This is a genomic window from Rhodobacter sp. 24-YEA-8 (genome assembly GCF_900105075.1).
Taxonomy (GTDB): domain Bacteria; phylum Pseudomonadota; class Alphaproteobacteria; order Rhodobacterales; family Rhodobacteraceae; genus Pseudogemmobacter.
Genome location: NZ_FNSK01000005.1, coordinates 220,794 through 246,222, shown reverse-complemented (window position 1 = coordinate 246,222; position 25,429 = coordinate 220,794). Strand labels below are relative to the sequence as shown.

The following is a 25,429-nucleotide window of genomic DNA, read 5'->3' as shown; positions in this document are numbered from 1 at the left end:
AGCCGCGCTGAAGGCGCGCGCTGTGGACCTGCGCCCGGCCACAAAGGTGCGCGCCGTGTCGCGCGGCCCTCTGGGGGTCGCCGTTCAGACTCAGGGCGAGGCTGAGCGCTTTGATCATGTGATCCTGGCCTGCCATGCCGATCAGGCGCTGGCCCTGCTCGCCGATCCGTCACAGGAGGAAAGGTCTGCACTCGGCGCGGTGCGGTTCCAGGACAATCGTGCGGTTCTGCACGCCGATCCGGTGGTGATGCCACACCGCCGCGCCTGCTGGAGTTCCTGGATTTACCGCGCGGATGAGCCGCAGACAGAGCAGGCGGTCGGCGTCACCTACTGGATGAACCGCCTGCAATGCCTGCCCGAGACCGATCCGCTTTTCGTCAGTCTTAACCCGGGCGCCGCGTTAGATCCGGCACGGATCTATGACGAGACCACCTTCCGCCACCCGGTTTTCGACCAGGCCGCCATCGATGCCCAGGCCAGGATCAGGGCCATGCAGGGCACACAGCAGACCTGGTTCGCCGGGGCCTGGCTGCGGAATGGTTTCCATGAGGATGGTTTTGCCAGCGCCGTCCGCATCGCGCGGCAGCTGCTGCCCACAAAGGTCTGAGAAATGGCGGGCGGGCTTTTCACGCAGCTGGCGCAAGGCGAGGTGCTGCACCTGACCTCGGATGTGACCCATGTGCGGCGCGGTGCCAGGCGCCATGCCTTTCGCTACCGGGTCGATTATCTGCTGCTGGTGCCCGACCTGGCCCGCCCGCGCGGGCTTTTCCGCCTTGGACGGGCGGGCCTTTTCAGCTTTTGCACCATGGATCACGGCGGCCCCAGGGGGAATGGCAAAGGTGCTGCCTGGGCCTGGGAGGTGCTGGGGCAGGCCGGTCTGCGCCGCGAGGGCGCGATGACCCTGGCGCTGATGGTGCAACCGCGGTTTTTCGGCTTCTGGTTCAACCCGGTCAGCTTCTGGATGGTGTTGCGCGGCGATGACCTTCTGGCCGTGATCGCCGAGGTCAATAATACCTTTGGTCAGCGGCATTCTTATCTTTGTCACAATGAGGGGTTTACCCCGATCGGGCCGGAAGATCTCATGACCACCGAAAAGGTCTTTCACGTCTCGCCCTTTCAGGATGTGGCCGGGCGCTATGAGTTCCGGTTTCGCGTGACCCCGGCCCGGCTTGCCATCCTGATCCGCCACACTGATGGCGAAGAGGGGCTGATCGCCACACTCAATGCCGCTCCCCGGCCCCTGCGCCAGGCTGGCCTGCTGGCAGCGGCCTTTCGCCGTCCCGGCGGCGCGCTGCGGGTCCTGGCTCTGATCTACTGGCAGGCCCTGCGTCTGCGCCTCAAAGGCGTCGCCTATCGCCGCCTGCCCCCTGCGCCCCCTGAGGAAATCAGCCGATGAGCCTGCTACAGACCCGCTTTCTCGCCTCGCTTGAGGGTATCCGGCACGGGCGCATTTGCCTGAGCACCCCCGAGGGCCATTGTCATCATTTCGGATCAGAAGGCCCCGAGGCCGTGATCCGGATCACCGACTGGGCGCTGCTTGCGGCGCTGGCGACGCGCGGCGATGTTGGGTTTGGCGAAAGCTATGTCGCGGGCCATTGGGACAGCCCGGATCTCGAAGCGCTTCTCAGCCTTGCCATCCGCAATTTCGATCTTCTGCAGGGCCAGGGCAAACCGGGCTGGCTTGCCGCCCTCGGGTTTCGCCTGACCGACCGGCTGCGGGCCAATTCTCTCTCGGGGTCGTCGCGCAATATCCGGGCGCATTACGATGTCGGGAATGAATTTTACCAGCTCTGGCTTGATCCGGGCATGAGCTATTCCTCGGCTCTGTTCGACGGCACTGATGATCTGGAGACCGCCCAGGCGCGCAAGAATGACCGTATCCTGTCGCGGCTCGCCCCAGGTGAGCACATTCTCGAGATCGGCTGCGGCTGGGGCGGGTTTGCCGAACGCGCGGCCGAGACCGGTCGCCATGTCACAGGGCTGACGCTGTCGCCCGCACAAAAGGGCTATGCCGATGCACGGCTTGACGGGCGAGCCGAGATCCGGCTGCAGGACTATCGCCATGCCGGCGGGCAATATGACAATATCGTCTCGGTCGAGATGATCGAGGCCGTCGGCGAACGCTATTGGCCCGCCTATTTCGCCACGCTGAAGGCGCGCCTTGCCCCTGGCGGGCGGGCTGTCTTGCAGGCGATAACTGTGCCGGATGCCGAATTCTCGATCTATCGCAAACGCTCGGATTTCATCCGTCAGCATATCTTTCCGGGCGGTATGCTGCCCAGCCCGGCGATCCTGCGCCATCAGGGCGCCAGGGCCGGGCTGGAGCTGCGCGCGAGCTTCTCTTTCGGGCAGGATTACGCCCGCACCTGCCGGATCTGGGCTGCGCGCATGGCCGGGGCCGCCCCCCGCATCCGCCGCTTTGGCTATGACGAGCCCTTCCTGCGCAGCTGGCGCTATTATCTGGAAAGCTGCGCCGCGACCTTTGCGACCGGGCGCTCTGATGTGGTACAGGTCGAATTCGGCCATATCGGCCAAATGGCACAGGCGGCATAAGATGACTTCAATCCTGTGGCTGTGCCGCGATTTCCGCTTTGACGACAATGCCGCGCTGACGGCGGCAGTCAGGGACGGACCTGTTCTGCCGGTCTTTGTGGTCGACACTGCGACGCGCGCGCAAGGCGCGGCCAGCCGCTGGCGGCTGGGGCGGGCCCTGGCCAGCTTCGATGCCGAATGGCAGGTGCGGACGGGCCAGCGGATCACAGTGCTGGAGGGTGAGGCGGCCGATCTGCTTCCAGATCTTGCCGCCCGCATCGGGGCCGGCGCCATCCATCAGAACGACTGGCCGACCGCCGCCACCAAAACCGCGCAGGACGGTCTGCGCCGGGCAGTCGGGTCAGGCCCTGTCAGGCTGCATCTGCATGAAGGCCATCTGCTGATCCATCCCGGGCGGGTGAAAACCGGTGCGGGGGGCAGCTTTCGCGTCTATACCCCCTTTGCCCGGGCCGTGCGGCTGGCGGGGCCTGACCGGCCGCTGCCTCCTCCCGCCATCATTTCCGCGCTGCCGGCCATCGGCGCTCTGCGGGCGGGGGAACTGACCCTCGCGCCGGATATGTATCGCGGGGCGGCGGTTCTGGCGGAACAGGCCCTGCCTGCGGGCGAGGCGGCGGCCTTTGCCCGGCTCAGTGATTTTATCGCCCATGTGCCAGATTACCCGGCCCATCGCGACCGTCCCGATATCGACGCCACTTCGGGTATGTCAGAGCATCTCGCGCTCGGCGAGATCAGCCCGCGCCGCATCTGGGCCATGGCGTCGCTGCGCGCCGAGACCGACCCCGCGCTCGCCCCCGGGGTTGAGAAGTTTCTTTCGGAAATTCTCTGGCGCGAATTTGCCTGGCATCTGCTGCTGGCCTTCCCGCAGATGGGCGAGACCCCCTGGCGTGCGGACTGGGCGCGCTTTCCCTGGCTTGGCGCCAATCCCGCCTCCCTGGCCTGGAGCCGCGCCGAAACCGGCATCGCACTGGTTGATGCGGGCCTGCGCGAAATGCGGGTGACCGGGCGGATGCACAACCGCGTCCGTATGGTGGTGGCAAGCTGGCTTACGAAACATCTGCTGACCGACTGGCGCATCGGTCTGGCGCATTTTGAAGACAGCCTGACTGACTGGGATCCGGCCGCGAATGCGATGAACTGGCAATGGGTTGCAGGCTGCGGGCCCGATGCCTCGCCGTTTTTCCGCATCTTCAACCCGGAAAAGCAGGCGGCAAGTTTTGACCCGAAGAGCCTGTACCGCGATCACTGGCTGACGGGTGAGGGGGCACGCGCTTATCGTGAGACTGTGCCTGCTTCCTGGAACACGCCTGAGCACCGGGCTCTGCCGGACAGCGCCGCGCTTCTGGATCAGGGCCGCAAACGTGCGCTGTCGGCGCTGGAGGCCTTTAACCGTAAAGCCAGTGAGGGGTCCATGTCCGGGTCAGATCAGGGTCCGGGCTGACAGACTGCACGACATCCGTCCTTTCTTACCAGGGCTGGTTTGCCGGACAGATGCTGAAGTCGCACACCATCGTATCCGCCGGAAAATCAAACACACAGGCCACGACGCTGGTGATCCGCGCGGGCGCGATGCCATATCACTTGTAAAGCGTACGCATTCCAACGGAGGTGCCTCCTATCGCGGGTTCTATCCGCAAATCCTCAATGAAAGTGTGGACATACCATTTGGTGCCGCCATACAGGGCCCGGTTCGGACAGGCTCCGGCACCTCAATCCGGTCGCCATGGACCAGGGGTTGCGGCGGCGTTGCGCCGACCCGCATCGTGGCAAACCTATTGAGGTGAAAGCCGGCGCGATCCACCTGAGGTCGGGTATCGGGCGGCTGTCCGAGCTGGCGCATTGCGCCTGGCCTTCCGCGAGATCTGCTGTCGGTGCTGGAACCTGCCTGTGCACCTCTCCGGCAGCCAGCAAGGCGCCCCGGCCACACCGGAGCGCCTGCCCCGGATCACATCGTGCCGATATCCATGACGAAGCGGTATTTCACGTCGCCTTTCAGCATTCGTTCGTAAGCGCTCTCGATTTCGTCGGCACGGATCATTTCGATATCCGAGGTGACGCCGTGTTTCGCGCAGAAGTCCAGCATCTCCTGTGTCTCCGGGATGCCACCGATCATCGACCCGGCGAGGCTGCGGCGACGCATGATCAGATTGAACACATTGGGCATAGGGTGCGGTGTGGCGGGTGCGCCAACCAGCGTCATCGTGCCGTCACGCTTCAACAGCACGAGGAACGCGTCCAGATCATGGGGCGCGGCCACCGTGTTCAGGATCAGATCGAAGCTTTTGGCATGGGCAGCCATCTCGGCCGCGTTGCGTGATACCACCACCTGATCCGCGCCGAGCTTCAGCGCATCGGTCTGTTTTGCTTCTGAGGTGGTGAAGGCCACCACATGCGCGCCCATGGCATGGGCCAGTTTGATCCCCATATGGCCAAGACCCCCGATACCGACGACGCCAACCTTCTTGCCCGGGCCCGTCCCCCAATGGCGCAGCGGCGACCAGGTGGTGATCCCGGCGCAGAGAAGAGGGGCGACGGCGGCCAGCTGATCCTCGGGATGCGTGATTTTCAGCACATAGCGCTCGTGCACCACCACCTCCGGCGAATAACCGCCAAGGGTATGGCCGGGGGCATCCGGTGTCGGCCCGTTATAGGTGCCGATCATGCCGTCGCAGTAATTCTCCAGCCCGTCATTGCATTCGGAGCAATGCCGGCAGCTGTCGACGATACAGCCGACGCCGACCAGATCACCGGGCCTGTGGCTCGTGACATGCGCGCCGACCGAGGTGACGCGGCCGACGATTTCGTGACCCGGAACACAGGGATACAGGGTTCCGGCCCATTCGCCCCGGGCCTGGTGCAGGTCGGAATGACAGATGCCGCAGAACAGGATCCCGATTTGCACATCATGCGCGCCGGGCATGCGGCGTATGATGTTCAGGGGCGCCAGTGGCGCATCGCCCGCCGGGGTGCCATAGGCTTTCACAACCATTTCAGCTCTCCTTTTGTGGTGGGTCCGGCCCGGTTCGCGCTGTGGTCAGCTGCATTCCCGACCCGCAGGGGCCAGCCCCGGATTCCGATCATACCCGTTTCAGCCAGGTCAGACGCCGTATTCTTCGTCGCTTACATGCTCCTGCCAGTCGACGACCTTTCCATCCTTTACTTCCTGAAGGGCTATATGGGTCATGGCGGTGGTGGGGCCGGCGCCGTGCCAGTGGCGTTCGTCCGGGGCGAACCAGACGACATCGCCGGGGCGGATTTCCTCGACAGGGCCGCCATCTCGCTGCACCCGGCCGAGGCCAGCCGTGACGATCAGTGTCTGACCCAGCGGGTGGGTGTGCCAGGCGGTGCGGGCGCCGGGCTCGAATGTCACACTCGCTCCCTGCACGCGGTCGGGCGCGGCGGGATTGAACAGGGTGTCGATACGGACTTGTCCGCTGAACCAGTCGGCGGGGCCTTTGCGCGAAGGCACCTGTCCGGCGCGGAATATTTCCATCGGTTTTCTCCTTAAGACATATCATCAGGGCGCAGCGGATACATGGCCCTCACCCGTAGCGGCGCCACCCTGCTCCAGCTGCGAAAGTAGCACAGATCGCCCGGCGCCTCATCACTGATCGGATGACCGCTGGTCGGCCGCCACAGCATAGAAGCAAACTGGAGGTGACCCGATGAGGCAGATCCGGCGGCAGGTTGCGGGTGTGGCGGCGTGGCGGGGAATGGGCGGGTGCCGGATTTTCAGGCCGCAGACCGGGGCCGGCTTGCGCGTTTGCGGGGTTGCGTCTCCGGTAGGGGCAATGCGGGCACATCCTGCAGGGCTGCTTCCACGGCACCTTCCAGAGATGTCTCAACAAAATCCGCGCCCAGAGAACGGGCTTCGGCCAGCTTTGCGGGATCAACCGGCGCCGGGCCCGCAGCCCCTTCAAGGATCAGATCCTTTGGCATCTGCCAGATCACTATGCCAAGACGCAGCCCCTCACTCAGCCGTTTGATCCGCCTGATATGCAGCAGTGACGCACGTGTGGGCGTCGAATCCAGGAAACACAGGATCACACAATCGGTTTCCGTAAGGTTAAGGGCCGCAAGCCCACCGGGCGTAAGATCCATATAGGATCTGTGGCGGACCTCGGCGCCTTCCTCCTGCAGGGATTGGGCAAGGATCGCCGCCGAGACATCATCTATGGGCCAGCGCCCGCCCAGACAGGTGATGCGCAGCTGCGGCTCAGCCCGCGCTTCACCGGAGTCTTCGGCCAGCAGGGCCGCGATATCCGACACCACCGCCATCCCGACCCCGGCGAGCCTGCTTTCCTGTCCGGGCGAGAGCACACCACGGTCGCGATCATCCTGGGCCATCAACAGGGCCGGAAGCGCAACATCACGGTGAAATTCGGCAGCGGTCATATCCTCAAGCAATTCTTCCGCACGCGAGGCCGCCTCGATACGGTCGCCTGACAGCAAACGCTGATAAAATCTCTGGTGACTTGCCAGGACCGGCTCATCTCCGAACAGGATATCGAACAGCTCGAATTGTGGGATGTGACGGCCAAGGACAACAAGACACACGGTCAGCGGGGTCGACAGGACAAGGCCTAGCGGCCCCCAGAGAAACGTCCAGAAGATGGCAGAGACGATGATCGCCAGTGAGCTCACGCCGGTATTGGCCCCGTAGAGCCAAGGTTCGATGATATTGGAGGTGATGAGTTCCACGACTGCAAAAAGCGCGGCGGTGTAGAGAACCGCCGACCAGTCTGAGGAAACAGCGAAGGCGAGAAACAGCGGGAAGGCCGCCGCAAGAACCGAGCCGATATAGGGGACGAAGCGCAGCACCAGCGTCAACAATCCCCAGAGTGCGGCATTCGGCACTCCGATCAGCCAAAGGCCAATCCCGATCGGCAGCGCGTAGATGGCATTGACCAGCAATTGCATCAGAAGATAGCTGCCAACCCGGCCGCCCGCTTCCTCGAGAACCTGGGTCGTCCGGTGCAGATCGGCAGTGCCCACCAGACGGATGAACCTGTCACGCAGCCTGTCGCGCTCCAGCAGCATGAAGATCACCAATACGATCACAAGGCCGGTGGTCGCGATGGGGCTGACGAGCGGGACCACCAGGCTTTGCAGGATTTCAAGCGGGTTGCTGGGCTGCACCACCTGCACCGGCATGGGCTGGGCCGTGGCGGCACCTTCTCCCGGCAGGACGCCACTTATTTCAGAGTTGATCGAGGCCGCCATCTCCATCAGGCGCGACATCAGGCTGGCCTCGCCCGAGGCGCTCTGGATTGCATCAAGCTTGCTGATGATATTTGCCTGGAAGCTCGGCAGCTTAACCGCGAGGTCCGCCAGCTGATAAAAGACAACAAGGCTGAACAGGCCGATCACGAAGAAGGCAAGTGCCGTGGCCAGCAGGACAGAGGTCAGCATCGGCAGGCCCATCCTGCGCGCCCCCGAAACCAGCGGCGACAGCGCGAAGGCGATCAGCATCGCGACTGCGATGGGCAGGAAGACATCCTGGGCCACATAAAGGACGGCGGCGACGGCGACGATGGTCGCCATGCGGGGCAGCGTGATCCTTCCGACCGAGGAGGATGCGCTTTCAGTCAGAGGTGGTGTTTCCGACATTTGTCACCTGCACTCACATAGCCATGCGTCACATAAAGCAAGACAGGTCCGGACCTTTTGACCTGCCGGTCTCGCTTTCGGGCGTGTCGAAATGCGCCGTCACAACAAACTGTGCCTCATGGCGCGGGGATGCGTCAGTCATGCACGGTTTGTGCCGATAGTCACCGGCGGTTTGCAGTCTGGCAAGGCAAAAGATCTGCGGATCACCTGAAGGAATGGGCCGGCAGAGGGCGAAGTCGGTCGCCGCAACTTGCATGGTTGCGCCAAGGAAGCGATCGCATTTCGGCGCCGCTTCTGGCAGGTGTCGCCAGGCAAGGCCGTTATTCTCAGCCTGCTGCGCGCCTGCTTTCGCCGGTCTGCAGTTTAAGCACGATCTCCAGCAGCTTGTCCTGATCCACCGGCTTGGTCAGCAAGGGGGCGTCCTGAAAGTCACGCGGCAGTTGATCCCGGCTGTAGCCGCTGATGAAACAGAACGGCACGCCGCGCAGCCGCAGGGTATGGGCAACCACATCCACCGGCGCGCCGCGCAGATTGCCGTCCAGCAGTGCGACGTCGAAATCCAGCGTGCGCGCCGCGACTATCGCCTCGTCAAGACTGGCCGCGATCTTCACGACCCGGGCACCGGCATCCTCGAGCATGTCGGAAAGCTCCATCGAGATCAGCGGCTCATCCTCGACCAGCAGGACCCGGCTGTCTTTGATGCCATCGCGCTGCGGCACGCCCGGCCGGTCGGCCCTGGTCTCAGAGCTGCGCTGCGCACCGTCAAACCCAAAGCCGGAATGGATCATGATCCGCCAGATCACCCCGGCCCTGTTCCAGTCAACCTCGACCCGGCCATCGCCGACACCGTTCTGGATCAGATCGGAGCCGAAGCCACGCCTTGTGGGCGTGCTGACCGGGGGGCCGCCGGTTTCCTGCCAGGTCAGGCTCAGCCCTTCGGCATCAATGGTCCAGGACAGGTTCACCCGCCCCAGTGCCCGACCTGAAGCCTGCGAAAGGGCACCATATTTTGCCGCATTGGTCCCCAGCTCATGCAGGATCAGCGCGAGGCGCAGCGTCACTTCCGGCGACAGGGCCACATCGGGCCCGCTGACGTCGATGAAATCGCGGTCGAGGGTACCGGCTTCGATCTGGTCCCTCACCAGCTGGCCCAAAGACGCTTTGGACCAGGTGACATCTGACAGAATGGAATGCGCGCGGGCCAGCGCCTGGAGCCGGCCTGAAAACCGCAGATTGAACTCTGGCAGGGTGGTCGAGGTGCGCAGCGTCTGGCGCATGATCGCCTGCACATTGGCCAGCGTGTTCTTGATCCTGTGGTTCAGTTCTCCGACCAGGAGGGCGCGGACCTTTTCGGATTGATGACGCTCGGTTGTTTCGAGCACCTGCAGGGAAAGCGAAGGGCTGCCGGTTGCCGGGTCGATCACCACCGAACCATAAATTTCGCAGTTGATCTCGCCCTTCGCGCCGGTGGCGACGGCCTCGGCACTGTGTCTCGCAACCGTTCCGGCATTTGCGATCCAGTCACTGAACTGCGCCAGGGTCTCGGGCCGGAAACAGCCGGCCTCGCCCAGATCGCGGCCCAGCACCTGGCCCGCACCGATGCCGAAAATCCGTTCCGCACCGCCCGACCAGCCAAGCAGGTTCAGGCTGGCATCGCATTCGATCACACCAAGCGGCGAGTTGTCGGCATGGGCCCGCAGCGTGGCAATCGCAAGATCGCGTGCCTGGGCGCTTTCGCGCAGCTCGTCGCGCTGGCGCTCGAGGTTGATGGTCTGTTGGGCCAGCCGGTAGAAAACCTCGGCTTTCGAGCGCAGGATGATCGGGTCAATCGGCTTGTAAATATAGTCAATCCCGCCGGCCTCATAGCCCTGGAAGTGACGGATCTCATTGTGATCGGCTGCGGTGACGAAGATGATCGGGATCTCTCGCGTCCGCGCGCTGCCGCGCATCAGTTCGGCCAGTTCATAGCCATTGGTGCCGGGCATCTGGACATCAACAAAGGCCAGACGGAAGTCATAATGCAGCATCAGCTCCAGCGCCTCGGTGGCCGAGCGCGCCTGGTGGATTTCCAGCCCGTCGCGGCGCAGCAGCGTCTCCAGCGCGAGAAGGTTCTCGGGGAGATCGTCAACCAGCAGGAAACGGATGGCTTTATTAGGCATTTTCAATCTTTTCGATATTCGTGCGGCGCCAGATGCGCTCACCCTCGTCATGGGCGCTGAAAGCAGGTTTGATCTTCGAGAACCGCAATGTCTCATGCGAACCAAGGCCAAGGAAGCCACCACGCACCAGCGATTCCGCGAAAAGCCCCAGAACGCGGTTCTGGAGGGTTTCGTCGAAATAGATCAGCACATTGCGGCACGAGATCAGATGCATTTCGGAAAATACCTGATCGGTCGCGAGGTCATGTTCGGAAAACAGCGTGCGCTGGCGCAGATGACGGTGGAATGCCGCGCCGCGATAGGCTGCGGTGTAATAGTCGGAAAGCGTCGTCTTGCCGCCGGCCGCGCGGTAATTCTCGCTGAACTTTGGCACGCGTCCGGTGTCATAGATCCCGGCCGAGGCCTTGCTGAGCGCGCGGCGGTTGATTTCGGTCGCGTAGAACATGGTTCGATCCAGCAGACCCTCTTCGGCGAAGAGAATGGCCAGCGAATAGAGCTCCTCGCCATTGGCGCAGCCCGGCACCCAGACCTTCAGCGAGGGGAAGGTGTGCAGATGCGGGATAACCTTCTGGCGCAGGGCGAGGTAATAGCCCGGATCGCGGAACAGATCGCTGACCTGGACCGTCATGGCGTCAATCACGTCATGCAACAGCTCCGGCTCGCGCAGCACCCGCGCCTGCATCGCCGAAATGCTGTCACAGCCGAGGCGGGTCCGCGCCACCTCCACCCGCCGCACAAGCGATGAACGGGCGTAAGCGCTGAAATCATAGTGATAGCGCCGCCGGAGCGCCTCGAGAAACAGATCCGTTTCAATGTCACTGATTTTGTCGCTGACTGAAACCGGGGTCGTCATTTCGGCATCCAGACCCGGATCAGCGACAGAAGCTTGTCAACATCCAGCGGTTTGGCGAGGTAGTCATTCGCCCCGGCGGCAAGGCATTTGGCCTGATCATCGGCCATGGCTTTCGCCGTCAGCATGATGATCGGCAGGGCCCGCCATTTCGAAATGCGCCGGATCTCTTTGGTCGCGGTCAGCCCGTCCATCTCGGGCATCATCACATCCATCAGCACCAGATCGACCGGTGGCTCGGCGCCATCCGTCACCCGGCCCAGCATATCCAGCGCCTCGCGGCCATTGCGGGCGATGCGGATATCGACGCCATGCGGCTCCAGCACCCCGGTCAGGGCGTAGATATTGCGGACATCATCCTCGACCACAAGAATGCGGCGCCCGTCCAGTTCCGCATCGCGGTTCAGCGAGGCCGCCAGCATCTCGCGCTGACGCTGCGGCAGATCCGAGACCACCTGATGCAGGAACAGCGTCACCTCATCGATCAGCCTCTCGGGCGATTTTGCACCTTTGACGATGATCGACTGCGAATGACGGCGCAGGCGCTGCTCCTCAGCTTCGGAGAGGGCGCGTGCCGTATAGACGATCACCGGCGGGAAAGAGGCGGTCTCGTCCTGGCTCAGCTGTTCGAGAAGATCGAACCCCGTCCCGTCGGGCAGGTTCATATCCAGCACGATACAGTCGAAGGTTTTGTTGCGGCAGGCTGCCAGTGCGGCGGCGGTTGTCGCGGCACCGGTGACCTCGACCGCATCCGAGCCGAGAAGCGCCTTGATCCCAGACAGCTGCGCGGGATCATCCTCGACCACCAGCAGGCGGCGGATCCGGCTGTTGGCCTGGAATTCGATACTGTCGAGCGCCTCGATCAGGGATTCGCGTGCCACCGGCTTCATCAGGTAATTCACCGCGCCCTTCGCCATGGCATCGCGGGTGTGATCGGCGGCCGAGACGACATGGACCGGAATATGCCGGGTCGCGGGCGCGCGTTTCAGGCGGTCCAGCACCGTCAGGCCGGAATGATCGGGCAGGCCCATATCCAGGATCACGCCCACCGGCAAATAGGTCTGCGCAGCCCGGACCGCATCATCGGCACTGCTGACCACAATCGCGCGAAAGCCGCGCTCATGCGCAAGATCAAGCAGGATACGGGCAAAGGCGGGATCATCCTCGACGATCAGCAGGCTGCGGTCCTCCTCGCCCAGCTCGCCGCGATCGTCACTCAGGTCGATGATCTGGCCCGGACCGCGCTTGGGTATGGGCTGCGTTTCTGCGGCGCGCGGGGCGGCGGGCTTCAGTCCGGGCCGCAGCTCTGCAGGCGGCAGTTCATCGATCTCTTTCAGGGTTTTCGGCAGCGAGAGTGAGAAGACACTTCCCTTGCCGGGCGCACTTTCCAGCGTGATCTGCCCTTCCAGAAGGGCGGCGAGATCGCGCGAGATCGCAAGGCCAAGTCCGGTGCCACCAAAGCGGCGCGAGATCGAGCCATCCGCCTGGCGGAACGCCTCGAATACAGCCTTGTGCTGTTCGGGATCGATGCCGATACCGGTATCCTTCACCCGGAAGCGCACGCCCTCGCCCTCACGCGTCAGCGACAGCGTGACCGCGCCGTGATCGGTGAATTTCAGCGCATTTCCGACGAAATTGCGCAGAATCTGCTCGACCCGCGCAGGGTCGGTGATGATGCCGGGAATATCCCCGGCAATCTCGGTTTCAAGCTTCAGACCTTTTTCCGACGCCGCGAAGGTGAAGGCGCGCGTGATGCGCTGCACAATCTCGCGCGGATCGCTGGGCTCGGGCGAGATCGCCACCTTGCCGGCTTCGATCCGGGCCAGATCCAGGATGTCATTGATCAGGCGCAGCAGATCCTTGCCCGAGCTTTCCACCGTTTCGGCCCAGCGGACCTGTTCGCCCGTCAGATTGCCACCACGGTTTTCGCTGAGCAGCCGCGCCATGATCAAAAGCGCATTCAGCGGCGTGCGCAGCTCATGCGACATATTGGCGACGAATTCGGATTTGTAGCGGCTTTCGCGGGCCAGTTCCTCGGCCTGTTCGGCCAGCTTGCGCCCGGAGGCCGCCAGGGTGTCGCGCTGCTCTTCCATCTCGGCAGTCTGCTGCTCAAGCTGGGCGTTCTGTTCTTCCAGCGCCGCCTGCTGATCGCGCAGCAGTCCTTCGCTGCGCTTGAGCGCCTCGGTCTGTTCCTCAAGCTCGGCATTGGTGTCGGCCAGCCGCTCGGAATGGCTGCGCAATTCCTCGGATTGCTGGCGGGTCTCATCCAGCAGCTGCTGCACTTCCTCGCGGTACAAAGCCGAGCGCAACTCGACCCCGGCCTTGTCGCCAAGGCTTTCGATCAGCTGCCGTTCGGCATCGGTCGGCTCGCGGTCTAGGCCGATCTCGATCACCCCGTTGACCACGCCATTTTCGCGGGTGGGCACGATCACCGAACAGGCGGACCGGCCCCGCATCAGCCCCGACCCCCAGTCAAGCGCCGCCTCTCCCGGTGCCTTAAGCACCACGGTTTCATTACCCTGCAATGCCCGGCGCAGATGGCCGGCCTGCCGACCGGGCTGGCCTTCATGCAGAGCCTCGGCCGTGTTGGCTGTTCCCCAGGAGGCGACGGGGATCAGGCTGTCCTGCTGCTTTTCCCACAGGACCGCCGCCCGCGCCCCAAGCGCCCCGGAGACCAGCCGCAGCGTATTCTCGCCGATCTGCACCCGGCTCAGATCGCCCTCGAGCGCTTTCGCCAGCGCCATCTCGATGCTCTTGCGCCAGTCCTCGGCCGCGATGCGCAGACGGTTTCGCACCATGAACGTCCCGGCAACGGCCAGAAAGACCAGCGAGGCCGAGGCAAGACTGCGGTTCGAAAGCGCGATTGCGACGTTGTTTTCGCGCTCATCCAGCACATAGCCCAGGATCAGCATCACTATGCCCGCCACCGCGATCGCCGAGGGCAGCCAGAGGAACCGCAGTGAGAAGCTGACTGCCAGCGCCAGAAGATAGCCCAGCCAGACCGCATGGCCCAGCGGGATATTCAGATCGGCGACGAAGCTGGCCAGCATAATCGCCACGACGGCGACCAGACCGAGAACGTTGAGATACTCTTTGCTGTCAGTCTTCATCCTGCTCTCCCCCCAGCAACCTGATCCGGCAGCGCCATAGTTACATGATTATTCCTTAGCGGGTTCATAATAACAGACGATCACGCTATGGGAGTAGGCTGACAGGCCCTGAAAAGCCAGCCCCGGGCGCAAGGATAGTGATGGCCTGTTGGATGAGCGGCTGCGCATTGCGTGCGCCGTGAAAGCGCAGGGGCCTGTTCATGTGCCTGTTCCACAACGGCAACGCGCGCTGAATGCCGTTCCTCGTCAGAATGATCGGGCAGATTCCCTGAGAGGGAGGGGCCCGGGCAGCTCGGCCCGGGCCGCAAGGACTGCCACGCTCAGAGCAGGGCTTTTCTCTTCGTCTCGGGGGCCCAGAGGATGGACATCACCAGCCCCAGAAGCGGGAGGCCCGCCATGATCATCAGCGCCGCCGATGCGCCGAGGGTCTCAAGCGCATAGGGCAGGAGATAGACCGCCGCTGCCGCCGAGATCCGCGAGAAAGCCGCCGAGAACCCAACCCCGGTCGAGCGCAGATGCGTGTCGAAAATCTCGGCGGGATAGACGTATTGAATGTTATTGGCCGCAGGCGCGACAAACATATAGATCGCGAAAAGGCCGACAATCACCCAGATCGGCGCCTGCGGGAACAGACCGATCGCCAGCAGCGTCACGAACATCACCGCGAAGGTGGAAATGACGAAATGTCGGCGGCTGAGCCAGGCGATCAGGAAGAGGCCGAAAACCGCCCCCAGGATCTGCACGAGGTTCAGCCAGATATCGACCGTGGTCTGATCCTCGATCCCGAGCGAGTCGAACACCGGCCCGATAAAGGTGAAGATCGCGAAGAACGGCCCCACCTGGCAGAACCAGAACAGGCCGGAATAGAGATGCTGGCGGACATTCGGCCCTTTCAGCAAGTCACGCGCCGAGGGCTGGATGAGCTTCAGCTCCACATCGGGGATCGCAAAGCCCTTGCCGAAATGGCGTTCGACCACAGCCTGAGCCTCGGCGTCGCGGCCGCGGGCCTTCAGCCACATCGGTGTTTCCGGCAGGCCTATGCGCAACAAAAACACCATAAGGGCCGGAATCGCGCTGGTTGCCAGCAACAGCCGCCAGTTGTCGCCGGAATAGATCAGATTGCCATAGACAAAGGCGATGGTGAAACCGACCTGCCAGCCCACCGCAAAGCTGCCCAGCAACACGCCGCGCCCTTTGCGGCGCGAGAATTCGGCAAGAACCGAGGTGCCGACCGCATATTCCACCCCGACCGCCAGACCAAGCGCAAGGCGCAAGAGCACCAGTTGCCAGACCTCCTGCACGAAAAGCTGCAAAACCGAGAGCAGGACGAAAGCCAGCAGGTTCCAGGAGAATACCGGCCTGCGGCCGAAGCGGTCGGCCAGATTGCCAAAGAACAGTCCGCCGATAAAGACGCCGATCAGGGCACTCGCCGCAATCAGCCCCTGGCCCAGGGCGGAAAGCTCCATCTCCTGTTTCGCAAGTGCCAGGGCCGGTCCGACAACCCCCAGCACATAGCCGTCAAGCGCTGCGCCCCCAAGAACTGCCGCCGCCGCAAGGATATGGACAGGCCGCATGGGCGCCTCATCCAGCCGCATCAGGCCAGGCCCGCCCGTTTCAGTTTGAGAAGCCATGTTCCCCCCAGAGAGTTGATTGCCTTGCTGCCTCTCCCGTGGACTGTCTGCCGCCTGTGTCCGTGACAGAGTGTCGGGTACATGGGCCGGTGTCCTGCCTCAGCCAGGCCACAGGTATGGGTTCTGCCTTTTTTGGGCATCACAGAGGAACTGACCGACCAAAATACGACCACCTGCAACAGCGGACGCCATTTTCTCCGTCCGTTTCCCGAGCCTGCGGGTGCAGCGTCGAAAATCTCGCGCGCCTGTCGCAACAGTCCGAATTGAAAAACTTTGCATTCGGGGATGCCGATGTCTCGCGGGGGGATCGCGCAGGCTGTGAATTCAGTCAGGCCGCTCTGGCTGCCCGTTCTGGCAGCCCGCCGGTTCCGCGAAGCCCGTATCGATCGCACCAGGCCGCGTTGACTGCGTCTAAACGCAACCCGACGCCGATTATGGCTGCCACCGGTCACATCGCGATCAGAGGCCCGTTAAGCAGCAGCCTTCCATTTTGTCGGACTGACATAGAGAACGCTGCCATCGACGCTGACCATCACGTCGCCATCCTGGATATTGACCTGCAGCTTCATCGAGCGATTTGCCTCCTTCGCCAGCCCGGCCGTGTCTTCCTGTGTCAGGTTGATCACCTGCAGATTGTCGAAGCGCGCGGAACTGCCCTTGATTTTATCCCACCAGATCTCGGCCTGCCTGCCGCCATAGGCGTAGACGGTGACCTTTTTGGATTTGCTGCAGGACTGGCGAATGACCTTCTCGCTGGGCAGGCCCAGTGCGACCCATAGTTCAAGATCGCCGCTGAGGCTCTTTTGCCAGATGTCCGGCTCGTCATCCGTTGAGAGGCCCCTGGTCATCTCCAGCTCGGCTTCGGCGTTGAGGGCGAAGGCAAGAAGTCGCACCATCAGCCGCTCATCCGTCTCGGAAGGGTGTTTTGCAACGGTCAGCTTGTGGGTTTCGTAATAGTGGCGATCCATATCGGCCACGGACAGCTCGACTTTGTAGATGGTGGCATTCTGCGCCATGACCGGACCCCGGATATGTAAGATGAGGGTGCATAGAGCCTTTGGAGCCGTTGGGTAAGCGCGAAAACCTTCGGAGCAACGCTTCACCGCTTATTTCCGGTTCCGGTTGCCTGGAGTTGCGTTGATCAGGGATCGAATGCCCGCCCTGTGATCGGTCTGACTGTGGCGCGCGATGCGCGCCCCCCCTCGAGCCGTGACAACGTCTGTATGACGCTCCCGGACCTGCATACCGCAGCCCTGCACAGAAATGGGCTGATCTTCAGATTATGGGAATACGCCAGGCAGCCAATGCACCTTTCGGGTCGAAACCTGTGCGACCCGGTTTCAGCCGGGACCATCCTGCAGAAAGACCCGCTGCTGATCTTCCTCCCCGAGCAGCCTCCAGGCACCGGCCTCCAGATCCTCAGGCAGGCGCAGCTGCCCCAGGCGCTCACGATGCAGCGCCTCGACATGATTGCCACAGGCCGCGAACATGCGGCGCACCTGATGGTATCGCCCCTCCGTGATCGTGAGCAGGGCTTCGGTCGGCGACAGGATGTCCAGAACAGCGGGGTCCAGCGGCTTTGTCTCGCCTTTCAGCATCAGATCGCCAGAGGCAAACAGCGCTGCCTCGTCGCCGTTCAGCGGTCGGGCAAGGGTGGCGCGATAGGTCTTGCTGACCTTGCGTCGCGGGCTGATGATCCGATGCAGAAGAGCGCCATCGTCGGTCAGGAGCAGGAGACCCGAGGTTTCTTTGTCAAGCCGGCCGACCGTCGAGAGGACCGGATCACGCTGCCGCCAGCGCGGCGGCAGCAGGCCGTAGACCAGGGGCCCCGCTTCGCTGTGCGAGCAGGTCACGCCGGCGGGCTTGTTCATCAGGATCACCATCCCAGCCACGGGATCAAGCGGCGCATCGTCGACACTCAGGCGTGCCGGCAGATCCGCGTCAACCGTGATGCGGCTTGTCACATCGACGGGTTTTGCCCCATCCAGCGTGATCCGCCCGGCGCGCGCCAGCCGGCCTATCTCGCTGCGCGATCCATAGCCCATGGAGGAGAGCAATTTGTCGATCCGGGCGGTTACGGCTTTCGGCATCTTGTCGGTCTCCGTTCTGGTCGGATGGTGGGGGCCTGGCGGGATCTTACGCCAGAACATTCCCCCATGGCTTCAGGCTGACGCCATTTTCGCGCAAGGCCGCGTCGATCCGGCCGAACAGGTCGTTACCGCAGGCCATCTCACGATCCTGCTGCGACACCCAGTATTTTACCCGACAGGGGATGCCAAGTGGTACGACCCGGACGCCAGGCGGATTGCCTGTGGCGATGGTTTCCGCCCCTGCCAGAACCTGTGTGATCAACGCCTTCGCCTGCGCAACAGGAGGGGCGGGGGCTTCGTTGCGCGCCTTCGGGGCAGGGCAGTCCTCCTGCAATCCCCACCCTGCAGGTTACCGGGTGCGTGCAACATGGTCATGGCCCTTGGAAAGGCAGGAGGAAGAGGTCCGGACCTGGCCCTTTACTTTGCGTAAGCCCACGATCCCGCATGGAATAGTGATCACGATGCCGACAGACTGGCCGGTCGTGACATTGCCCCGAGGCGCCTGAGAGGGCAAAAGGCAGGGTCACCCTTTCGCAGGCAAAACCGGCAGATGAGAGACCAAGACTATGCATAACCTCTGGGCCTTCGCGGTCGATACTCCCTGGGTCGAAACCCTTTTCTGGCTCAGTGCGCTGATCCTTGCCGCAATCCTGGTGAACATCGTTACAAAGGCCGTGCTGGTGAAACTTCTTCACCGCCTGATCGAAGGTGTTCAATATATTCAGGGACCCGAGGTTGTACGGTCCGGGGTGATCGCAAGGATCGCCAATGCCGCGCCTGCCCTGGTGATTTCTGCCGGTATCATGCAGGTGCCGGGCTTGCCCTTTGCCATCGCCACAATCGTCCGAAACGTCGCGAACGCGTTCAATATCCTGGTTTTTGCGATGGCCATCTCGGCCGCGCTCGGGCTGTTCCACACCATCTGGAACCGGCGTTCTGCGGGCAATGGCAGATCCATAAAGGGCTATGTTCAGGTAGCCACAATTCTCGTCTATGGCATTGCGGCGATTCTGATGGTTGCGGCTGTCATCGACCGCTCACCCCTGATTCTTCTCTCCGGGCTTGGTGCGCTGACCGCCGTTCTGATCCTCGTTTTTCAGGATACGCTTCTGTCGCTGGTCGCATCGGTTCAGATCAGCTCGACCGACATGGTCAAGGTTGGTGACTGGGTGGAAATGCCGGCCCAGAATGCCGATGGCGATGTGATCGAGATCGCGCTCCATACCGTAAAAGTCCAGAACTGGGACAAGACGATCACGACGGTTCCGATCCGGAATCTCGTAACCCAGCCCTTCAAGAACTGGCGCGGGATGCAGGAAACAGGCGGGCGCAGGATCAAGCGCTCGCTCTACATCGATCAGAATACCATCCGATATCTTTCGGATGACGAGTTGCTTCGACTGCAGCAGATGAAGCCCATCAGAAGCTATATCGAGCGCAAAACCCGTGAACTGTCGGACTGGAACGCGGTGCTTGAGCCCGATGAAATCAGCTCTAACCGCCGCCAACTGACCAATATCGGCACCTTCCGTGCCTATGTGGAAAGTTATCTCAAAGCGCATTCGCAGCTTCGTCAGGATATGACGATGATCGTGCGTCAGCTTCCCCCCGAGGCCGACGGGCTGCCGTTCGAGATCTATTGCTTTACGAACACCATCGCCTGGGTGGCCTATGAGGGCATACAGTCGGATATTTTCGACCACCTTTACGGCGTCCTGCCAGAGTTCGGCCTCTCTGTGTTTCAGTCACCTTCGGGGAGTGATTTCAGAAGATTGCCAATTCGTGACGGTGCCTGAACGCGCACGCGCTGCGTACCAGGCCTGCGTGTTTTCCGCCTCGATCTCTGCCCCGCCGCCGATCGACGGTAGGGGCAGCAGTCTTTCTCGTGCCGGGCAGGGCGAATGGCCAGGTGCGGCCGGGTTCCTGCAAGCCATCGGGGGGTCAACTGCCTGTCGTAACCTCGCAAAAATGCACAGTGCCGCGTGTCAGGGTCAGACTGGCACCGCGTGGATGAGGATCGGTGACCAGATGGTTGATCTCCTCAAGGCGACAGATCGAGACCCGGCTTTCCGCGCCGATTTTTCCGGAATCGCAAAGCAGAATATTCGACTGGGCGCGACGCATCATCGCCCGGGCGACCTCGGCCTCATGCAGCTCGTAATCAGTGACGCCGCGGTCGGCATGCAGGCCCACCGGCGAGATGACAGCGAAATCGGCAAGGAAGCGGTCGATCTGCGACAGGGTCATCTCGCCATAGGTCGCTGGCACATCGCGATGCGGCCGCCCCCCAAGCAGAAGGATATCGCATTCTCGCCCCGAAGACATGATGCGGGCAATCTCGAAGGAATTGGTGATCACGCGGATATTGCCCCGCGCGGCCAGTTCGCGCGCGAAAGCGATGGTGGTGGTGCCGGTGTCAATGAAGAGCGTCGATCCTTCGGGGACCAGGGTCAGGGCCTTGCGCCCGATGGCGATTTTCTGGGCCACATTCTCGGCGCGGCGCATTTCATAGGCCGGCTCGGGTTCGATCCCGGATCGCGCCAGGGTCGCCCCGCCATGGACGCGGTTCAGAAGCCCGCTTTCCTCCATTTCCAGAAGATCGCGCCGGATCGTCTCGCGCGAGACATCGAATTGTTCCGCGAGCTCGCCGGTCGAAACCTTCTGCCGGGCGGTCAGCTGACCGAGGATCTGCGCCTGCCGCTCATGCGACCACATGTGTCACCTCATTCTTCACTGGCTTTAAAGCCACAGAAATTCCACACAAAACCAAATCCATGTGGCAATCCACTCTAAAATGCGTCGGTTTGGTCCAGTATCTTCATCAATCTGTCGCGTGACCGCACGCAATTTGCTCAATATCGCAAGTGAATCCACATTTTTTCGCGGCTGACAAACTAATTTTGTTGCGCGCTTCGGCGAATCTCTACTAATTTGCCGAAGAAATGCCTCGCAGGTGCAACAAATGCCACGAGATTCCAAATCAGATCCCGGTAATGACCTGCGTTTCCTGACGCAGGCAGCTGAGGCTGCGAAGGAAATTACCCTGTCCTGGTTCCGTCGCCCGATCGAGGTCGAGGACAAGGAAGACAAGTCGCCGGTCACCATCGCTGACCGCGCGACCGAAGCCATGCTGCGCCGCATGATCGCGGAAAGATTCCCCGAAGACGGGATCTTCGGCGAGGAAGAAGCACCGAGCAATCTCGACAGCCGTCGCATCTGGGTGGTGGATCCGATTGACGGCACCAAGAGCTTTGTGACCGGCCATCCGCTTTACGGCTGCCTGATTGCGCTTCTGGAAGACGGCGTTCCGGTGCTGGGTCAGATCGACATGCCGGCGATCGGCGAACGCTGGCAGGGTTATGCGGGCCAGCCCAGCACCTTCAACGGGGTGCCCTGTCAGACGCGCGCCTGCAAGACAATCGCCGATGCCTGGATTTATACGACCAACCCGTTCGCCTTCCCTGACCGCTCGAAACCCGCCTTTGACGCGGTCAGTGCGAAGGGCCGGCTGACCCGCTATGGGGGTGACTGCTACAATTACGGGCTGCTGGCCTCGGGGCATTGCGATCTCGTCATCGAAACCGGGCTACAACCTTTCGACTATCTGCCGCTGGTCGCTGTGGTTGAAGGCGCCGGGGGCGTGATCACCGACTGGGACGGCCGCCCGCTCACCTTGCAATCTGCCGGTGATGTCGTCGCCTCGGCCACGCCAGAGCTGCATGCCGAAGTGTTGCGCCATCTGTCGGGACAAGCGCCGGAGCACCCTGGCTGATACAGAAAAACCCCGCACGCATGGGGCCAAATCATCATGCGGCGACAAATAACCAAAGCCCGGAAAAGCCAGAAATTGGCACCGGGCATCCAACATGGAGAGAAAAATGATCAGCAGACGGAAGTTTATGAACTATTCAGCGGGATTTGGCGCGCTTGCCGCCATGCCGCAGATCAATACGAATTTCCTGTTTGGCCCGGCCATGGCCCAGACGACAAAACCCATCACCTTCCTTTCGGCCGAGAACATCACCGGCAACTGGGATCCGACCGCGCATACCACGCTGTCGCAGACCAATATCGAAGGCTTCGTGATGGGCTATCTGACCCGCGCGCCGATGACGCCGGAAAAGCCCGATGAAGTGGTTTATGAACTCGCGACCGAGATCAGGGAAATCGACGCCCATACGCTGGAGATCAAACTCCGCGAAGGCGTGACCTTCCATGACGGCAAGCCCTTTACCGCGAAAGACGTGAAAGCGACGCTGGAATATGGTTCGGGGCTGGACCGTCCGAAGCAGGTCTATCCGGGTGCGACCGACACGTTCGAAGTCACCACGCCGGATGATTTCACCGTCGTGATCGACACTTCGAAAGGCGGCTACGGCGCGTCTTTGTTCATCTTCCTCGCCTCCTATCTGCCGATCCTCGCGGCGGATGACGTGGCGGGCGGCCCCTCGGGCCCGCTGTCGCAGCGTCTGAACGGCACCGGACCGTTCAAATTCGTCGAACAGCGCGGCAATGACACCGTGATGGAGGCCTTCCCGGGCTATTTCAAAGGCGCGCCGACCGTGCCGGGCGTCAATTTCTCGTTTGTCGGCGACGGCACCACGCGGATGCTTTCGCTGATGTCCGGCCAGGCCGATATCATCGAACGCCTGGAGCCCGAACAGGCCGAAACGCTGGAAGCTGAGGACGGCATCGTCATCAAGCGCCAGGTCTCGGTCGAGAACAAATATCTCTGGTTCCGCTGCTCGAAAGCGCCTTTCGACAATCCGCTGGTGCGCAAAGCCGCCTGCCACGCTATCGACCGTGAACTGATCCTGGAAGTGATGGGCTCGGCCGGTCACGCCTCGGCAAACTTTGTCTCGCCGATCAAATTCGGCTATATCGACCTTGAAAACTACCCGGAATACAACCCCGAGGAATGCCAGCGCCTGCTGGCCGAGGCCGGCTATCCGAATGGCGAGGGCCTGCCGGAGCTGGAATATATCACCTCGACCGGCTTCTACCCGAAAACCAAGGAATATGGCGAGGTCATCACCGCGCTGATGCAGGAACAGGGCTTCAAGGTCACGCTCAATGTGATGGAAGTCGCGGCCTGGAATGAGCGTCTCTATGACCGGCCGGGCGGTGGTCCGGGCCATATGGTCGATTGCGGCTGGTCCACGGGTTCGCCTGAGCCGGATCTGGTGCTGCGCTCGCATTTCCATTCCTCGTCGAAACGGATCTGCGGTATCGAAGATGCCGAGATTGACGCGGCGCTGGATGAGGAACGCAATTCGCCTTCCCTCGAAGCACGCAAGACCTCGCTTCAGACCAATCTGATGCCGATGCTGGCCGACAAGGTTCCGGCGCTGTCCTTGTTCACCTCAGTGCTGATGCACGGGATGCGCGAGAACCTCTCGGGGCTGATCATGTATCCCGACGGGCAGATTGACGCGTCCCAAGGCACCTTCGGCTGACAAAGCCTCTGGCAGAGGGCGCCCGCGCTCTCTGCCAGCCCATCCAGCAACACTTTCTGCCAGAACGTCCGGGGTTTGAATGTTCATCCTTAGGTTCCTTGTGCGCCGCCTTTTGCAAGGCGTCGTGATTGTCTTTCTCGTATCGGCGCTGATCTTCACGCTTTTGCGCGTGGTGCCCGGCGATCCGGTGCGCCTCATGGCGGGCGGCATGGCCCCCGAGGCGCTGATTGAGGAGATCGCGACCGAGATGGGTCTGCGCGACCCGATCCCGGTGCAATTCACGCGCTATATCACCGGGGTGTTCCAGGGCGATTTCGGACAGAGCTTTGTCCGTCCCGCCTCGGGTGCGGCGGTGGGGGGGGCGAGTTTTGACGACTCGACCCGGGGAGAACGGGCAAGGGTGCTGGACCTGATCGCCCAGACCGCGCCGATGACGATCCAGCTTGCACTGCTTGCGATGGTTTTCGCGCTGATCATCGCGCTGCCGATTGGCGTGGCAGGCGGGCTTTACCCGGGCAGATGGCCTGACCGGATGGCGCTTTACCTTTCATCGCTTTTCGTCAGCCTGCCGAATTTCTGGCTCGGCATCGTGCTGGCGCTGGTGGTCTCCGTGAAATGGCAGCTGGTGCCCTCTATCGGCTATCACAACTTCGCCTATACGATCCTGCCGGCCTTCGTGCTGGCCATCGAGATCGCGCCCTTCCTGATCCGCACGCTGACGGTCTCGGTCGCGGGGGTGATGGCACAGAACTTCATCGACATCGCCCGGGTCCGGGGGCTGTCGCGCAACCAGATCGTGTTCCGCCACGCGCTGAAAAACGCTGCGGTGCCGCTTTTGAATCTGCTCGGCGTGCAGTTTTCGATGCTCTTGGGTGGCGTTCTGGTGATCGAGTTCATCTTTGATTACCCCGGCCTTGGCCTTCTGACGATCAACGCGGTGATGCAGCGTGACTTCCCGCTGATCCAGGGCATCGCGATCATCACCGCTGCCGCCTTCGTCCTGATCAATATCGTGGTCGACCTTGCTGCGACCGCCATCGACCCGAGGCTGGATTACTGATGAGCGTCACAACACTTGACCCCGCCGCCCGCGTCGCCGCCGCTCAGACCGTATCCTCGCGGATCTGGCGCGAGGCCTTCGCCTCGATCGAGTTCCGCATCGGGCTGATGGTCTTCGTCCTTCTGGTGCTGGCCGCCGCGCTTTACCCCGAACTCAGCGGGCTGGACCCGACGAAGCTCTCGGTGCGCGAGAAACTGATCCCGCCCTTGTTCCTTGGGGAAGGCTGGACATGGAAACACCCGCTCGGCACCGATCAGCTGGGGCGCGACATGCTGTCACGCTCGCTGACCGGGCTGCGCTATTCGCTGCTGATCGGCGTCGCAACAACGGTTCTGATGCTGATCGTCGGCGCGTTGATCGGGCTCTTTGCCGGCTATTATGGTGGCCGCGTGGATATGGTGCTGATGCGGCTCACAGATGCGCAGCTGGCGATCCCGATGATCATTCTGGCAATCACCATTCTGGGCGTCTCGCGACCAACCATTCCCTCGATCATCCTTGTCCTCGGGCTGGCGGGCTGGCCGGTCTATGCACGGGTGATGCGCTCGACCGTGATGGCGGAAGCGAAAAAGGAATATGTGCGCGGCGCCATGGTGCTGGGCGCGACAAACCTTCGGATCATGTTTCTTCTCATCCTGCCGCTTCTCTTGCCGCCGATGGCATTTGTTGCGGTGCTGGATATCGCGCGGATGATGATCTTTGAATCGGTGCTGGGCTTTATCGGCCTTGGGGTACAGCCACCGACGCCTACCTTTGGCAATATCATCTCCGACGGGCGTAAATACATCATGAACGCCTGGTGGATCGCCACCATGCCCGGCGTTTTCCTTGTGATCACGCTGACCAGTATCAACCTGATGGGCGCCGCACTGGAGCGTGCCCGCAACAAGATCTACGGGGGGGCATGAAGATG

Annotated in this window: 20 protein-coding genes; 9 read left to right on the top strand and 11 right to left on the bottom strand. The window is 62.2% G+C overall.

Annotation, left to right across the window (positions count from 1 at the left end):
- From BLW25_RS22680 to BLW25_RS22665, 4 genes are all read left to right on the top strand, one after another.
- Positions 1-607: FAD-dependent oxidoreductase (locus tag BLW25_RS22680; protein ID WP_366268782.1), on the top strand; the 607-nt coding region annotated here is incomplete at its 5' end.
- A gap of 3 nt (positions 608-610) precedes the next feature.
- Positions 611-1,396: a DUF1365 domain-containing protein gene (locus BLW25_RS22675; protein ID WP_092904408.1), complete on the top strand. Its 786-nt coding sequence runs from the start codon at positions 611-613 to the stop codon at positions 1,394-1,396.
- Positions 1,393-2,553: an SAM-dependent methyltransferase gene (locus tag BLW25_RS22670; protein ID WP_092904406.1), complete on the top strand. Its 1,161-nt coding sequence runs from the start codon at positions 1,393-1,395 to the stop codon at positions 2,551-2,553. Before BLW25_RS22675 ends, BLW25_RS22670 begins: the two co-directional genes overlap by 4 nt.
- Position 2,554: 1 nt before the next feature.
- Entirely contained in the window at positions 2,555-3,991 is a 1,437-nt protein-coding gene (locus tag BLW25_RS22665; protein WP_092904404.1) for a cryptochrome/photolyase family protein, read from the top strand.
- Positions 3,992-4,495: 504 nt separating this feature from the next.
- Here BLW25_RS22665 and BLW25_RS22660 read toward each other — a convergent pair.
- The 10 genes from BLW25_RS22660 to BLW25_RS24135 form a co-directional block, all read right to left on the bottom strand.
- A complete protein-coding gene (locus BLW25_RS22660; RefSeq protein WP_092904402.1) occupies positions 4,496-5,539 on the bottom strand; it encodes an NAD(P)-dependent alcohol dehydrogenase in 1,044 nt (347 codons plus the stop codon).
- A 108-nt stretch (positions 5,540-5,647) separates the two neighbouring features.
- The gene (locus BLW25_RS22655) at positions 5,648-6,043 is read right to left on the bottom strand and encodes a (R)-mandelonitrile lyase (protein WP_092904400.1); all 396 of its coding nucleotides are present in this window, start codon (positions 6,041-6,043) and stop codon (positions 5,648-5,650) included.
- 239 nt (positions 6,044-6,282) lie between these two features.
- Entirely contained in the window at positions 6,283-8,160 is a 1,878-nt protein-coding gene (locus tag BLW25_RS22650) for an AI-2E family transporter (protein ID WP_092904398.1), read from the bottom strand.
- Positions 8,161-8,486: 326 nt separating this feature from the next.
- The gene (locus tag BLW25_RS22645) at positions 8,487-10,319 is read right to left on the bottom strand and encodes a response regulator (protein ID WP_092904396.1); all 1,833 of its coding nucleotides are present in this window, start codon (positions 10,317-10,319) and stop codon (positions 8,487-8,489) included.
- Positions 10,312-11,172: a CheR family methyltransferase gene (locus BLW25_RS22640; protein ID WP_092904394.1), complete on the bottom strand. Its 861-nt coding sequence runs from the start codon at positions 11,170-11,172 to the stop codon at positions 10,312-10,314. The genes BLW25_RS22645 and BLW25_RS22640 overlap by 8 nt, the downstream gene beginning before the upstream one ends.
- Positions 11,169-14,279: a response regulator gene (locus tag BLW25_RS22635; RefSeq protein WP_092904392.1), complete on the bottom strand. Its 3,111-nt coding sequence runs from the start codon at positions 14,277-14,279 to the stop codon at positions 11,169-11,171. The genes BLW25_RS22640 and BLW25_RS22635 overlap by 4 nt, the downstream gene beginning before the upstream one ends.
- 320 nt (positions 14,280-14,599) lie before the next feature.
- The gene (locus tag BLW25_RS22630; RefSeq protein ID WP_092904390.1) at positions 14,600-15,910 is read right to left on the bottom strand and encodes an MFS transporter; all 1,311 of its coding nucleotides are present in this window, start codon (positions 15,908-15,910) and stop codon (positions 14,600-14,602) included.
- Positions 15,911-16,380: 470 nt separating this feature from the next.
- The gene (locus BLW25_RS22625) at positions 16,381-16,926 is read right to left on the bottom strand and encodes a YaeQ family protein (RefSeq protein WP_092904388.1); all 546 of its coding nucleotides are present in this window, start codon (positions 16,924-16,926) and stop codon (positions 16,381-16,383) included.
- 324 nt (positions 16,927-17,250) lie between these two features.
- Complete coding sequence (locus BLW25_RS22620; protein WP_092904386.1) at positions 17,251-18,000, bottom strand: 16S rRNA pseudouridine(516) synthase; 750 nt, start codon at positions 17,998-18,000, stop codon at positions 17,251-17,253.
- 46 nt (positions 18,001-18,046) lie between these two features.
- Complete coding sequence (locus BLW25_RS24135) at positions 18,047-18,262, bottom strand: hypothetical protein (protein WP_143040595.1); 216 nt, start codon at positions 18,260-18,262, stop codon at positions 18,047-18,049.
- 304 nt (positions 18,263-18,566) lie between these two features.
- Here BLW25_RS24135 and BLW25_RS22615 point away from each other — a divergent pair, with 304 nt between their 5' ends.
- Positions 18,567-19,796: a mechanosensitive ion channel family protein gene (locus tag BLW25_RS22615; RefSeq protein WP_092904384.1), complete on the top strand. Its 1,230-nt coding sequence runs from the start codon at positions 18,567-18,569 to the stop codon at positions 19,794-19,796.
- Between the two features lie 145 nt (positions 19,797-19,941).
- Here BLW25_RS22615 and BLW25_RS22610 read toward each other — a convergent pair whose 3' ends face one another.
- Positions 19,942-20,715, bottom strand: a complete 774-nt coding sequence (locus tag BLW25_RS22610; RefSeq protein WP_092904382.1) for a DeoR/GlpR family DNA-binding transcription regulator — start codon at positions 20,713-20,715, stop codon at positions 19,942-19,944.
- A 247-nt stretch (positions 20,716-20,962) separates the two neighbouring features.
- On the opposite strand from BLW25_RS22610, the gene hisN reads away from it, so the two are divergent.
- From hisN to BLW25_RS22590, 4 genes are all read left to right on the top strand, one after another.
- On the top strand, positions 20,963-21,772 hold the full coding sequence (hisN, locus tag BLW25_RS22605) for a histidinol-phosphatase (protein ID WP_092904380.1): 810 nt from the start codon (positions 20,963-20,965) through the stop codon (positions 21,770-21,772).
- A 106-nt stretch (positions 21,773-21,878) separates the two neighbouring features.
- Complete coding sequence (locus BLW25_RS22600; protein WP_171909721.1) at positions 21,879-23,456, top strand: ABC transporter substrate-binding protein; 1,578 nt, start codon at positions 21,879-21,881, stop codon at positions 23,454-23,456.
- 79 nt (positions 23,457-23,535) lie between these two features.
- Positions 23,536-24,516: an ABC transporter permease gene (locus tag BLW25_RS22595; protein ID WP_092904378.1), complete on the top strand. Its 981-nt coding sequence runs from the start codon at positions 23,536-23,538 to the stop codon at positions 24,514-24,516.
- Positions 24,516-25,424, top strand: a complete 909-nt coding sequence (locus BLW25_RS22590) for an ABC transporter permease (protein ID WP_092904376.1) — start codon at positions 24,516-24,518, stop codon at positions 25,422-25,424. The genes BLW25_RS22595 and BLW25_RS22590 overlap by 1 nt, the downstream gene beginning before the upstream one ends.
- Positions 25,425-25,429: the final 5 nt, after the last annotated feature.